Annotated in this window: 11 protein-coding genes and 1 pseudogene; 8 read left to right on the top strand and 4 right to left on the bottom strand. The window is 62.5% G+C overall.

Annotated features, from left to right (window positions below; all coding sequences use genetic code 11):
* Window positions 1-100: 100 nt before the first annotated feature.
* On the bottom strand, window positions 101-1,351 hold the full coding sequence (locus BVG12_RS10035) for an IS256 family transposase (RefSeq protein WP_075792275.1): 1,251 nt from the start codon (window positions 1,349-1,351) through the stop codon (window positions 101-103).
* 40 nt (window positions 1,352-1,391) lie between these two features.
* A complete protein-coding gene (locus BVG12_RS10030) occupies window positions 1,392-1,817 on the bottom strand; it encodes an alcohol dehydrogenase catalytic domain-containing protein (RefSeq protein ID WP_083684872.1) in 426 nt (141 codons plus the stop codon).
* Between the two features lie 112 nt (window positions 1,818-1,929).
* On the opposite strand from BVG12_RS10030, the gene BVG12_RS10025 reads away from it, so the two are divergent.
* On the top strand, window positions 1,930-2,799 hold the full coding sequence (locus BVG12_RS10025; RefSeq protein ID WP_218921053.1) for a LysR substrate-binding domain-containing protein: 870 nt from the start codon (window positions 1,930-1,932) through the stop codon (window positions 2,797-2,799).
* A gap of 227 nt (window positions 2,800-3,026) precedes the next feature.
* On the opposite strand, the pseudogene BVG12_RS10020 reads toward BVG12_RS10025, so the two are convergent.
* A pseudogene (locus BVG12_RS10020) lies at window positions 3,027-4,454 on the bottom strand (IS1182 family transposase); the annotation flags it as partial.
* Window positions 4,455-4,940: 486 nt separating this feature from the next.
* A complete protein-coding gene (locus tag BVG12_RS10015; RefSeq protein ID WP_083684869.1) occupies window positions 4,941-5,843 on the bottom strand; it encodes a LysR family transcriptional regulator in 903 nt (300 codons plus the stop codon).
* Window positions 5,844-6,059: 216 nt separating this feature from the next.
* Between BVG12_RS10015 and BVG12_RS10010 the strand changes: the two genes are divergently transcribed.
* The 7 genes from BVG12_RS10010 to BVG12_RS09980 all read left to right on the top strand — a co-directional run bounded on the left by BVG12_RS10010 (window position 6,060) and on the right by BVG12_RS09980 (window position 13,490).
* Window positions 6,060-7,421: an MFS transporter gene (locus tag BVG12_RS10010; RefSeq protein ID WP_075792273.1), complete on the top strand. Its 1,362-nt coding sequence runs from the start codon at window positions 6,060-6,062 to the stop codon at window positions 7,419-7,421.
* 41 nt (window positions 7,422-7,462) lie between these two features.
* Window positions 7,463-7,903, top strand: coding sequence for a GlcG/HbpS family heme-binding protein (locus BVG12_RS10005; protein ID WP_075792272.1), 441 nt, complete (start codon window positions 7,463-7,465; stop codon window positions 7,901-7,903).
* On the top strand, window positions 7,900-8,952 hold the full coding sequence (locus BVG12_RS10000; protein WP_075792271.1) for an amidohydrolase family protein: 1,053 nt from the start codon (window positions 7,900-7,902) through the stop codon (window positions 8,950-8,952). Before BVG12_RS10005 ends, BVG12_RS10000 begins: the two co-directional genes overlap by 4 nt.
* A gap of 9 nt (window positions 8,953-8,961) precedes the next feature.
* Entirely contained in the window at window positions 8,962-9,855 is an 894-nt protein-coding gene (locus BVG12_RS09995; RefSeq protein WP_075792270.1) for a VOC family protein, read from the top strand.
* 9 nt (window positions 9,856-9,864) lie between these two features.
* The gene (locus BVG12_RS09990) at window positions 9,865-10,728 is read left to right on the top strand and encodes a fumarylacetoacetate hydrolase family protein (RefSeq protein ID WP_075792269.1); all 864 of its coding nucleotides are present in this window, start codon (window positions 9,865-9,867) and stop codon (window positions 10,726-10,728) included.
* Window positions 10,725-12,290, top strand: coding sequence for a bifunctional 3-(3-hydroxy-phenyl)propionate/3-hydroxycinnamic acid hydroxylase (locus BVG12_RS09985; protein ID WP_075792268.1), 1,566 nt, complete (start codon window positions 10,725-10,727; stop codon window positions 12,288-12,290). Before BVG12_RS09990 ends, BVG12_RS09985 begins: the two co-directional genes overlap by 4 nt.
* A 114-nt stretch (window positions 12,291-12,404) precedes the next feature.
* Window positions 12,405-13,490, top strand: coding sequence for a porin (locus BVG12_RS09980; protein WP_075792267.1), 1,086 nt, complete (start codon window positions 12,405-12,407; stop codon window positions 13,488-13,490).
* Window positions 13,491-13,546 lie beyond the last annotated feature (56 nt).

Raw genomic sequence — 13,546 nt, 5'->3', positions numbered from 1 at the left:
GACCGACCGGGTTCAAATCTGGTTGTGCAACAACGCGAAACCGATGCCTCACTGCCGCGCGAGCGGGGGTGTACCAGATTCTGTGTAAACGATTCTTCGTTTAAGTCTGCGGCACCCGGTCTTCAAACTGGATGGCGAAGCGGTTTAACGCAGCTTTCCAGTCCCGTATCGGCATCGTCCACTTCTTGCTGATGTTGTTCAGGGCAAGATAAAACAGCTTGCTGACAGCTTCATCGGTCGGAAAGGAACTGCGGGCCTTGGTCACTTTTCGCAGGCTCATGTTAATCGATTCAATAGCGTTCGTGGTGTATATCACCTTTCGGATTTCCGGCGGGTAGTCGAAGAACGGTATGACGCGCGCCCAGTTACGGCGCCAGGACTGACTTATCGGTTTATACTGTTTATCCCATTTATCTTCGAATTCGGCAAGCCTGAGTTCAGCCTCGTCGGTAGTGGCTGCACTGTAAATCAACTTCAGATCGGCGGCGACTTCCTTCTGCGCTTTCCAGGGCACGAAATTCAGGCTGTTGCGCACCATGTGAACGATGCACAGCTGAACCGAGGTCTGCGGGTAGACCGCCTCGATGGCGTCCGGGAAGCCTTTCAGGCCGTCGACGCAGGCGATGAATATGTCCTGCACGCCACGATTTTTTAGCTCGGTCACGACCTGCAGCCAGAACTTCGCGCCTTCAGTTTGGGAGATCCACAGGCCCAGCACCTCCTTGTGGCCATCCATGTTGACGCCGATGGCCAGGTAGACCGCCTTGGTACGCACCGCGCCGTTGTCGCGCACCTTGACGTGAATGCAGTCGAGATAGAGGATCGGGTACACGGCGTCGAGCGGGCGGGCCTGCCAGAGCTTCACATCCTCGCTGACAGCGTCCGTGACGTTGGAAATGAGGGTCGGTGACACCTCGGTGCCGTACATCTCTTCCAGATGGCTTTGGATCTCCCGCACGCTCAGGCCACGCGCGTAGAGCGAGATGATTTTGTCGTCGAAGCCGGTCCAGCGTGTCTGATGCTTGACGACGATCTGCGGCTCGAACGTGCCCTGGCGGTCGCGAGGAACGTCAAGCGGCAGCGCGCCGAAATCGCCCTTGAGCGTCTTGATGCTATGGACGTTGCGGGTGTTGGCAGTGCTGTTGGTCACCTCGCCGCTTTTGTCGTGGCCCAGGTGGTCGGTCATCTCGACTTCCAGCGCGCGCTCGACCAGCATCTTGGTGAGCTGCTTGAGCAGCCCATTTTCGCCGATCAGGTCCTCGGGCTTCTGGTAGTTTGCCAGCAGGCCGTCGGCAAGTTTGAGCAGTTCCGGATCGGGCTTGGCCCGCTTGTTACGCTTTACAACGGTCATCGTTTCTCCTAATGGCGGCAGTGTCCTGCCAAATGACCGTTTACACAATATTATTTACACCCTCCATATGCTCGGGAATCGCAACGATTCCCTCTTGATCGAGGACCACCAACTCGGCCAGCATGCCATCGCGCGCACCACTAAGCATGTGCTGAAAGGCGTCATCCGGTTGGCGACCACCAAACCAGCTTTGAACGAATATGCCAGCGACGCGATCCCCAACTTTCCAACGCGATACGCCGTCGCCTACAGCAACGATCTCACCTGCACCGTCCGACGCAGCAATGACGTCTGGGCTGCTTACTGGGAAGCCGTAGCTCTTACTGGCAAGTAGTACGTCCCTGAAGTTCAAGGAAACAGCGTGAATCTTGATAAGAACCTGTCCGTGAGCCGGCCGAGGATCAGGACGTTCGACCAAACGCCAAGTATCCAGTCCCGATTGTTCACCAATTACAAAAGCGCGCATTGCAAGTTCCTTCTTCTAAAGTGATATCTGGACAGTCTAGATGGACGAGACTAAACTGAATAGCTCAACAATCTCAATACGGAGGTGAGGAAAATTCAACATGGCTACTCGCATGAATGAGCTGGAAGCTTTCGTAGCTGTCGGGACGCTCCTCAGCTTTCAAAAGGCTGCCGTCGAGCGGGGTGTGACCAGGTCCGCTCTGAGCCACTCGATCAAGACACTGGAGCAACATCTAGGTGTTCGTCTGCTTAATCGAAATACCAGGGGGGTGACCCTTACGGAGCCTGGAAAAGAACTTCTTCAACGAATCAAACCGGCGTTTGCGCAGGTCGCTGATGCCTTGGAAGGACTGAATGACTATCGGGGTTCGCCAACTGGGTCGCTGAAGCTGACAACGCCTCGCGCAGTTGCTCATGCGATGCTTGGCCCAGCGATAAGTCAGCTTATCAATGAGAACCCCGGTCTCTCCGTGGACGTGTGGTGCGACGACCGGCTGATAGATATTGTTGCCGAGGGTTTCGACGCGGGTATCCGCTTTGGCAGGAGTCTGCAACCGGATATGGTCGCACTTCCGTTGAAGCGTTCCTTCGAGTTCAAGGTTGTGGGTTCGCCTACGTATCTTGAGGGGCGCCATGTACCGAACACGCCAGCAGAACTTCTCGACCACAATTGCATTCGATACCGTCTCCCAAGCGGCATTGTTTTCCCGTGGGAGTTCAGCCGCGCTGGCGAGACAGTCAGCGTTGAGGTCGCCGGCAGACTAACGCTTGATGATCAGGGGATGATGGTCGAGTGCGCACTATCCGGTGCCGGTCTAGCCCTCGTGTTCGCTGACCTCGTCCAAGATCATGTGCAAAGATCCGAGCTTATCGAATGTATCAGTGACTGGACCTGCTCGATCGGCGACCTGTATTTGTATTACAGCAGCCGACGACACGTGTCAGCAGCCCTGCGGGAATTGATCAATGTTCTGACGAAATAGAGAAAATTCATGTGAGAGGATTTTGACAACATAGTCCTGTCCTGGCAGAACGTCTGCTCTTGGTCCAGGCTGTGTGAAAACAAAAGGCAGAATATCGGGGCCGCGAGAAGCCGGTTTTAGCACGGGGCGAGAGCCCCAGTCACGCCAAACCTGCTTCTCAGCCTTCCAGGTAAGGTGGTCAAAATAATTGCCCGGAGTGGGCCATATCGCCGCAGAAAAAGGGCATACGCCCTGATCGCATCCATCATCGCGGCGATGCCGAGCAGTGCCATCAATCGCTTGAGGTTATAGGCAAGCACGTGCAGGCTCATCTCGGTCTTCACGCGTTCAAGGCCCTTCGTCAAGAAGTGCGTCGATCCCATCCACGCTTTGATCGTTCCGTATGGATGCTCGACCGTGGAGCGCCGAATTCGCATGGCGTCGGGGCTTTGTTCGAGACGCGTCTGCATATCGTCAAGTACGGTCTGGTGCTCCCATCGCGTTACACGTCTATTCGGGCTCGGCGTGCATTTTTCCTTGAGCGGGCACCCCTGGCAATTCGAGCTCCAGTACCGGTGGTTTGTCATGCCTTTCTCGACAGTCGCAAAACGCCAGATCAGTGCCTCACCTGCCGGACAACGGTACTCGTTCTTGTGCGGATCATAAATGAAGTCAGCCTTGTCGAATCGCCCGTCGGCCTTGGCGCCCGAGGTCTTCGTCGGTGGCACCAGGGCGAAGATTCCGGCCTCGTGACACGCAAGGATTTCCTCACCCTTGAAGTAACCACGGTCGGCAATCGCGGTCAGTATCGGTGTGCCGATGACTGTGCGCGCCTTCTTGGCCATCCCGGACAGTTGATCGCGATCGCTACCGTTGTTTGTCACGTCGTGTTCGACGATCAAATGATGCCGGGTGTCGACTGCGGTTTGGACGTTGTAGCCGACGATGCCGCTGCCCCGTGTCATCATCGAGCGAGCGTCCGGATCGGTCAGCGAAATCTGCGTTTCCCCTGTCTCTTCCAGCTTCGCTTCGATTTCGCGGAGCTTGGTCATCTGCTCCTTCAGCGACGCGATCTTGTCGTTGAGACGGACAGTTTTCGCTTGTATGGCAGCAGGTTCCTGCCGGTCGGCCGTGTCGAGCTCTGCCAGATAGCGAGTGATGTTGGCCTCGATCTCCTCCATCCTGCGCTTGAGCTTTGCGCCAGTGAAGTTGCGGTCGCTGCTGTTGACGGCCTTGAACTTGCTGCCGTCGATCGCGACCACCGCGTCCGAAAACAAATCCAGCTGCTGGCACAACACAACGAACTGGCGGCAGACATTGCGAATGGCCTTGCCGTTGTCCTTGCGGAAGTTCGCTATCGTCTTGAAGTCGGGCCTCAGGCGCTGTGTCAGCCACATCAATTCGACGTTACGCTGGGCTTCACGTTCGAGTCGCCGGCTCGACTGGATACGATTGAGATAGCCGTAAATGTAAAGCTTCAGAAGCACGGCCGGGTGGTAAGCGGGCCGCCCCGTTTTCGCAGGCTGCACACCTTTGAATCCAAGCCCGCCAAGGTCCAGCTCTTCAACGAAGACATCGACCACGCGTACCGGGTTGTCCTCGGCAACGTAGTCGTCCAAGAGCTCGGGCAGCAGCGTGCCCTGTCCTCGATTCTCGCCTTCGATAAAGCGCTTCATGTCGCATCCGTATTGATGAGATACTGACTCAACGTTTACTGGGCCGGTTCCGTTTACCTGGGCCTGCGTTTTTACACGGCCTGGGCCGGTAGCAGACGGTCGGTATGGCTCAGTGTACCAGCTTGTTGCTGATAGGACAAGTCACGCGATGCCCCTAGTACTGGGTCGTTGTGGCAGACTTTATTGTTTGCGGCGAACTTTATTAGCGCGCCACACTTACGGCTTGGACGAGTCCGGGAATTTCGTGCATCACGCCAGAACCCTCCGGATTCCGATTAATCGACTTTGACATATTGGCCGCATACACGCCCCGCTGATAGTTCACACTGAACGGGCCGACGGCGAGACTGCGATACCGGTTGCCTGCGATCGGGGTTCAACCTTGACTGGATTGGCTACAGGCGCTGAAGGGCCCTTTGCGACCGCCCGACGCGTTAGCCGCGGGCGAAAGCACCCGCGAGCGGTCGATCCAAAGCCGCCACGGTCTCAGTCGTTGAACAAACCCTTGACCATCCGCCTGAGCCAGATGTTGGCCGAATCCGTATTCACCACGGTATGCCAGTGCTGCATGAGGTGGAAGGAGGGAGGCTTGAGCGGCGGATCCACGAGACGCACGTTTGCCAGCGAGGCGAACACGTGGCCGATATCGCGCGGCACGGTGGCGATCAGGTCCGAGCTCGAGATGATTGTCAGCAGGCTCGCGAAATGCGACAGTTCGGCGCGCACGTCGAGCTTGATATTCTTCGCCTCCAGGAAGCGCTCGAACAAATGAGTGCGACCCGCCGGGCGCACGAGGGCGTGTGACTCGGCAAGGAAGTCCGCCATTGTCAGGCTGTCGCGAATACGCGGATGATCCGCGCGCACCATGCAGACGAACGTGTTCTTGAACAGCCGCTGCTGATAGAAGCCGGGTTTTGCGAGATCGGGAAAATAACCGATCGCCAAGTCGGCCCGGCCGAATTCCAGGGCCTCACCGGCACCCTCCGATGAAATGGCGATCGAACGAATCGCGATGCGCGGCGCATGGGTGCCGAGGTAGGCGAGGATCTTCGGCATGAACACCGTTTCGCCGATGTCCGGTGTGATGATCGTAAACACCCGTTGTGCCGCCGCCGGATTGAACGCCGGCTGCTGCAGCACATCCAGGCGCACCATCTCGAGAATTTTCTTCACTGGTTCCGACAACTGCAACGCGCGCGGCGTCGGCCGCATGCCATGGCCCGTGCGCACGAACAGCGGGTCGCCGAGCTGGGTGCGCATTTTCGCCAGCGCGGCGCTCATCGCCGGCTGGCTCAGATTCAAGGCCTGCCCGGCGCGGGTCACGCTCTGATGCTGCAGCATCGCGTCGAACACTACAAGGACATTCAGGTCCAGGTCGGCGATATTCAAATTTTGGATTCCTAAAATAGACAAAGTCGGCTTTTCCGATTATTGCCGCGAACGTAGTATGGGTCAATCGATGATGCAGAACGATCCCGCGCGAGCTGAACGAAACCTGCCGGGCCTGCCGTCGTCGAGGTTGTCGTCGTCACGCTTTGGACAAACCAACGACCCATAAAAGAATCGGCCGGCGAACATGCAGCTGCGCCGTCAAGGAGACAATCAATGGCAGCAACGTTCGACGTGCGCGCAGAAATCGAAGGCGCGGAGATCACGAATTTCCACTGGAAGCTCGGGGCACTTATCGGCCTCATCATGTTCTTCGACGGGTATGAACTATTCAATGCGGCCTACGCGATTCCACTCATCCTGAAATCGTGGCGTCCGGCTCCGTCCGAAATCGGCATGATGCTGTCGAGCGGTATCGTCGGGCTCTCGATCGGCTCGATCCTGCAAGGCCTGCTGGCGGACCGGCTGGGCCGCCGCAAAGTGATGTTGTGGGCGCTGTACGGCATGGGCGCCGCGAGCCTGGCGCTGGCGTCGGTCGCCCACAACCCGCTGCAGTTCGCACTGTTTCGTCTATGCCTCGGTACGGCCCTGGGCATGATCACGCCGCTGACGATCTCCTACATCAACGAGTGGGCGCCGAAGCGCACGGCGAATGTCTACACGATCTGGGTCTTCCAGTTCGGGTTCAGCGTCGGCGGTATCGCGGCGGGTGCGGCGGGTGCGATCCTGGCGCCTTCGCTGGGTTGGCAGGCGATCTATTATGCGGGCGCCATGGCGATTCTCGTCGCGGTTGCGGCCCAGTGCTGGCTGCCCGAGTCCGCGCAGTATCTCGCACTGAAGCGCGATTTCCGCAGCATCGGCCGGATCCTCGCGCAATTGCGTCCGACGCGCGCCCACCTGTACCGGGACGCCGTGTTCACGGCCGCGGGCAATGCAGGTCGCGCAGTGCCTCTGCGTTTCCTCTTGCAGGCGCCATATCGTGTGAAGACGGTCGTTGCCTGGATTTCCGGTGCGCTCAGCCTGTTCTGCATCCACGGACTGACCGGATGGCTGCCGACGCTGCTCGTGCAGCGCGGTGAAGCCATGTCGTCCGCCGCCACTTACGGCGCCCTGATCATGACCGCATCGCTGTTTGGAGGCCTCGGCAGCGGCTGGGTAGCCGACGCCGCGAAGAGCAGGGTCGTCGCCATGGTCGCGTGGTTTGCCATGGCGGCGCTCGTGATGCTGGCTCTCGCCCACGCGCACGGTCCGGTCACGATGATGGTACTCGTGGCGGCCGCGGGCTTCTTCGTGTTCGGCGGGCAGTCGGTACAGAACAACTATATCGCAATGATCTATCCGACCGAGATACGCAGCACGGGCGTCGGCGTCGCCGTCGGCATCAACCGCGTCGGCGGCATGCTCGGGCCGGTCGTGATCGGCCTGGTCAAGTCGCTCGATCCCGATCCGACCTGGACGTTCTACGTGCTGGCTGCGGCCATGTTCCTCGCCAGTATGTCGTTCGTGCTTGTCCACGCCGACCGCGCCGCTCCGGCACTGGGCGCGGACGTCCTGCGTACGTCGGTGACCGACGACTGAAGCTACGCAAGCAGAAACCGATTTTGAAGGAGATGACAACCATGAGCGAAGCTCGCAAACCGGGCCTGACCCTTTCCCAGGCCAACACGATTCTCGCCGCCGCCCTGGCCGCAGCACGCGCCGACGGTCTTCCGTCGGTGGCGGTGGCGGTGGTCGACGCCGCCGGTGATCCGGTGGCATTGCAGCGCGAGGATGGCGCCACGCCGCTGCGTGTCGATATCGCTAGCGGCAAGGCCTATGCCGCTGCGGGGATGGGCGTGTCGAGCGGTGTCCTGCACCAGCGCGCCCAGGACAACCCGGTGTTTTTCAACGCGCTGGCATCCAGCAGCCAGGGTAGATTCATTCCACAGGCGGGCGCTGTCGTGATCCGCGATACGGACGGTGCTCTGCTCGGCGCCGTAGGCGCAAGCGGCGGCACGGGCGCGCAGGACGAAGCGATCTGCGCGGCTGGCGTAAAGGCCGCGAACCTGGTGGTTGCATGAGCTCGACGCACCGGCACACCCCGGGATGCGCGTGCGGCATCGATGTGCACGCCCACGTGATCCCGCACGACTTGCCGCGCTATCTCGGTAACGCGGTGCCGGCCGCCTGGCCGTCGATGGCCCCTGCGCACGCCTGCCATCGTCATGTGATGATCGCCGGGAAGGTCTACCGCACCGTTTCCGAGCGCGCCTGGAGCCCCAGCCGCCGTATCGAAGACATGGCGCCGATGGGCCTGGCCGTCCAGGCGATTTCACCGATGCCGGAGCTGCTGTCGTACTGGATGGAGCCGCAGGCGGCAAGCCAGCTGCTGCGCTACATGAACGAGCAGATAGCGGAGATGGCGGCCTTGTCCGGCGGACGCCTCGTCGGCATGGGCGCCGTGCCGTTGCAGGACGTCGACGTTGCGCTCGCCGAACTGGAGTACGTCAACGACAAGTTGGGGTTCAAGGCCATCGAAGTCGGCAGCAACGTCAACGGCAAGCCGGTGGGCGCGCCCGAATTCGCGCCGTTCTTCGCGGCCTGCGCCGAAAAAAACGTGGCGGTGTTCGTGCACGCGCTGAAACCAACCGGCGTCGAACGGCTGGTCGGACCGGAGAAACTGCTGCCGGCACTGGCGTATCCCACCGATGTCGGCCTGGCCGCGGCGTCCGTGCTCACGTCGAACCTGATCGGCCGCCATCCTGACTTGAAAATGGCGTTCAGCCACGGCGGCGGTACGCTCTTGTCATTGCTGCCGCGTCTCGAACAGGCGCGCCAGGTATTTCCGGCATTGCGCGATGCCATGCCCGTCAGCCCTTCGGAGCAGGCCCGCAAGCTTTTCTACGACACGCTCGTGTTCGACGCGCCCACGTTGCGGCATCTGGCAGACCGCTTCGGCGCGTCGCAACTGATGATCGGCACGGATTATCCGTTCGCGTTCCACGACGCGCGACCTGTCGACAGCGTGATCGCTGCGATCGACGATCCGCGCGTGCGTGCGCAACTCGTCACCGACAACGCGGCGCGTTTCCTCGGCATCGATGCCGGCGCGTCCCCAATCCAAGCATAAGGAGTTCCCATGCCCGCATCCCCAGCTGGCCAGCTGCGCAGCATCGCCATCGGCGTGACCGACCTCGACGCCGCCGAGCGGTTTTATAACGACACCTGGCACTTGCAGACTGTGGCGAAAACGACCGACGCCGTGTACCTGCGCGGCGCCGGCAGTTTTCATCACATCCTCGCGCTGCACCGGAGCGACCGGCCCGTCGTCCGCAACGTGACGTTCAGCGTGGCGGAGCGTTCCGACCTCGATGCGATCGCCGGGCGCACGCCGGCCGCCGGCGGCCGCGTGCTGTCCGGACCTGCGCCGGTCGACGAACCGGGCGGCGGCACGGCCGTCACCATCGCCGATCCGCAAGGCCGCATCCTGCGCTTCGTGCATGGCGACGCACGCCACACGGAACAAGCGCACCCTGACGCCCCGAGCCGCATCACGCACGTCGTGTTCAACAGCGCGGACGTGGCGGTGGCCCAGCGCTTCTTCGAGGAGGCGCTCGGGTTCCGCCTGTCGGACCGCACGAAGATCATGGCGTTCATGCGCTGCAACAGCGACCACCACAGCATCGCGCTCGCCGACAGCGATGCCGACACGCTGAACCATATCGCCTTCGTGATGCCGGACCTGGACGCCGTGATGCGCGGCGCCGGCCGCATGAGCGACGCCGGCTGGCCGATCGAATGGGGCGTCGGCCGCCATGGTCCCGGCAACAACGTCTTTTCCTACTTCGTCGGGCCCGACGATTTTGTCATCGAATACACCGCCGACGTGCTGCAGGTCGATGACTCCTACCGGGTCGGCGGGCCGTCCGACTGGACCTGGCCGCCGGGGCGCTTCGACCAGTGGGGCGTGTCGAAACCGCCGTCCGACCGCATCAAGCAGGCCCAGAAAAAAATCCGATTCATCGAACAGTAAGGAGCACCAGTGAAATTCGTCACCTACCGCAACGGTACTGAAAACCGCCTGGCCGTCGTCGACGGCGAGAATATCGTCGACATCAACCGCGCCGTGCCGGCCGTGCCGGCCGACGTGCGCACCGCGCTTGCCGCCGGCATCGATCTCGTGGCCGCCGGCCGCCGAGCCCTCGAATCGGGCGCCGCACGCCAGCTGCTCGCCGGCGTCGCGCTGGCGCCCGTCGTGCCGGAACCCGGCAAGACCGTGTGCCTCGGCCTGAATTACTACGACCACGCCGCCGAGAGCGGCCGCGAGAAGCCCGTCTACCCGTGGTTCTTCCTGCGCGGCACGACGTCGCTGCTGGCGCATGGCGAAGCGTCGCCGCGTCCGCGCGTGTCGGAAAAATTCGACTACGAGGCCGAGCTGGCCGTCGTCATCGGCAAGCGCGCCCGCCACGTCAAGCGCGAGGACGCCCTGGACTACGTGTTCGGCTACGCCTGCTTCAACGACATCTCCGTGCGCGATTACCAGAAGCGCACGCCCCAGTGGACCATCGGGAAGAACTTCGACCGTACCGGCGCGCTCGGCCCCGTGCTGGTGTCCGCCGACGAACTGCCGGCCGGCGGCGCGGGCCTCTCCATCCGGTCGCGCCTGAACGGCCAGGTCATGCAGGACGCGAACACGAAGGACATGATTTGGGACGTGGCCGAGACCATCGCGCTGCTGACCGAATGCCTCACCCTGGAGCCCGGAGACGTGATTGCGATGGGCACGCCGGCCGGTGTCGGCCAGTCGCGCACGCCGCCCGTGTGGATGAAGGCGGGCGACACGATCGAGGTCGAGATCGAAGGCGTGGGCCTGCTTCGCAACACGATCGAGGACGAGCAGCCATGAGCGCGGACTATGACGTCGTCGTCGTCGGTTTCGGTCCGTCCGGCGCCGTCGCGGCGGCGCTGCTGGGCCAGGCCGGCGTGCGCACGCTCGTCGTCGACCGCAGCCGGGACGTCTACCCGAAGCCACGCGCCATCGCGCTCGACCACGAGATCATGCGCGTGTTCCAGAACCTCGGCCTGGCGGACGCCGTCGCGCCGCACTGCGAACCGTTCACGCCGTCCGAGTACTATGGCGTCGACGGCCGCCTGATCAAGCGGCTCGCCACCGTGGAGCCGCCGTACCCGCTGGGCCATACGCCGTCGATGGTGTTCACGCAGCCGCCGGTGGAAGCGGCACTGCGCCGGCACGTCGAGGAACTGCCTTCCGTGGACGTCGTTCTGGGCCGGCGTTTCGTCGGCGTCGAGCAGGATGCCGATGGCGTAACGGTGCGTTTCGACGATGGCGCCGTGCGCGCCCGCTACGTGATCGGCTGCGACGGCGCGTCGAGCGCCGTGCGCGAGGCCGTCGGCATCACCTTGCAGGACCTGGAGTTCGACGAACCGTGGCTCGTCGTCGACGTGCAGGTCAATGAGAAAGGCCTTGCCAAGCTGCCGACGACCAGCGTGCAGTACTGCGAACCGGCGCGTCCGTGCACTTACGTGATCGGGCCGGGCAACCACCGCCGCTGGGAGATTTCTCTGCTGCCGGGCGAGGACCCGGCTTACATGGCGACGGAGGAGGGCGCGTGGAGCGTGCTGAAACGGTGGATCGGCCCGGAGGACGCGACCCTGTGGCGCCAGGCCAGCTACCGCTTCCACGCGCTGGTGGCGCGCGAATGGCGCGTCGGGCGCGTGTTCATCGCCGGCGACGCCGCGCACCAGCAGCCGCCGTTCCTGGGGCAGGGCATGTGCCAGGGCGTGCGCGATGTCGTCAACCTGACGTGGAAGCTGCGCGCGGTACTTGACGGGGACGTGACCGGAGCAGCGGCCGAGCGGCTGCTCGACACATATGCAACGGAACGGCGCGAACACGTGCGCCGGCTCACCACGCGCATCAAGGAGATCGGCGCCGTCATCTGCGAGCGCGATCCGCAAGCGGCCAGCGCGCGCGATGCGGAGCTGATCGAGGCGGCCGGCGGGACGATCAGGACGGTCCCGCGCCAGGACATCATCCCGCCGCTGATGGAAGGTCTGCTGGCATCCGGTCATGCGGACGGTACCGGCACGTTGTTCCCGCAACCACGCGTGAACGGGCCGGCCGGTCCTGTGCTGCTGGACGAACTTGCCGGCAGTGGTTGGCGCATCGTCACGAACCTGCGTATCGCTGAACTGCCTCCGTCATTGACGGCGCTGGCGGCGGACATCGGCACGCTGGTCAGCATCGTGCCGGATGCGGAGGGACGCACCCGCATGCCGGGATGCGTCGAGACCCGGGAGCTGGACGGTGTCGTGGCGGGCTGGTTCGCGCGCCATGGCTGCCGCGCGGCGATCGTGCGTCCGGATCATTACGTTTTCGGCGTCGCAACCGGTCCTGATGCGCTATCGGACCTGCTCTCGGGACTGGAGCAGCGCCTGGCCGCATGAAAAAGCTTCGGGCGATCGCGACGCAGATCCCGCGCCCGCGCGCAAAGCCCGGGCGTGGCGAAGGCCGCACCGAACGGCACGGCAACAAGGATTCGAACATCCAACTGGAGACATATGAAAAAGACGATCATGGCGGCGCTTGCACTGGCCGCATCCTCATCCGGCGCGTTCGCGCAAACGAACGTGACTCTGTATGGCCTGATCGATCTGGCCGTGCAGTCCGGCCGGACCAATGGCGCCACGACGACGCGCGTCGATTCCAGCGCGGTGGCGCCGACCCGCTTCGGCTTCCAGGGCAGTGAAGGCCTGGGCGGTGGTACGCAGGCCATCTTCCGGCTCGAAAGCGGATTCAACGCAGATACCGGCGCGGTCGCCAACAATGGCGTGCTGTTCGGACGCGAGGCCTGGGTCGGCCTGAAAGGCGGCCTTGGACAGGTGCAGGTCGGCGTGAACTATACGCCGCTGTTCCTCAGCTATGTGACGTATTCGCTCGGCGAATTGAACACACTGGGCTGGGGCAATGCCACGAACAACTTCGTGTTCGTACCGGCGGCCCGTACGGCCAACTCGATCCGCTATACCTCGCCCGCGCTTGCAGGCTTCACGCTGCGCCTGTTCCATGGGCTGGGCAACGAGAACGCGGATGGCCAGCCGCACGGCCTGGGCAAGACGAGTTCCGCGGCGGTGACTTACAGGAACGGCGCGCTGGCCGTGGATGTCGACTACCTGCAGCAGGTCTATGCGAACACGGCGGCGCTCACCTCCGGCACGCCGGCCAAGACTGGACGCTACTACCTGCTGGGCGCCTCGTACGATTTCGGTCTCGTCAAACCCGCCCTGATCTATCAATCGCATGGCGGCAGCGACGGTGTGGCCGCCGCGATCGGCACGAGCTTCGCGAACCCGAATAATCATTTCTATGAACTGAACGCGCTGATCCGGGCGACGCCGCGCGGCACGTTGCTGGTCAGTTATGGCCAATACACGAAGCGCGCGAGCAGTAGCGGCAATGCGAAGTCATACGGGCTGCGCCACGATTACCTGCTGTCGAAACGTACCGGCCTGTACGCGGGCATCTCGCGCGTGCAAAACGACAGCGCGGCCAGTTTCACGGTCAGTTCGGCCGGCGGGCCAGGCATCGCCGTGGCGCCCGGACAGAGTATCAACAGCGTTATCTTCGGCACGATCCACCGGTTCTAAATTTCGCCATGCGATGCGTGCGGCTCGGCGGCTCCGTTCATCCGAACGGAGCCGTT

This window comes from Massilia putida (genome assembly GCF_001941825.1).
GTDB classification, from domain to species: Bacteria; Pseudomonadota; Gammaproteobacteria; order Burkholderiales; family Burkholderiaceae_D; genus Telluria; species Telluria putida.
Note: the sequence above shows the minus strand (reverse complement) of the source record. Positions and strands in the feature narration are given on the sequence as shown.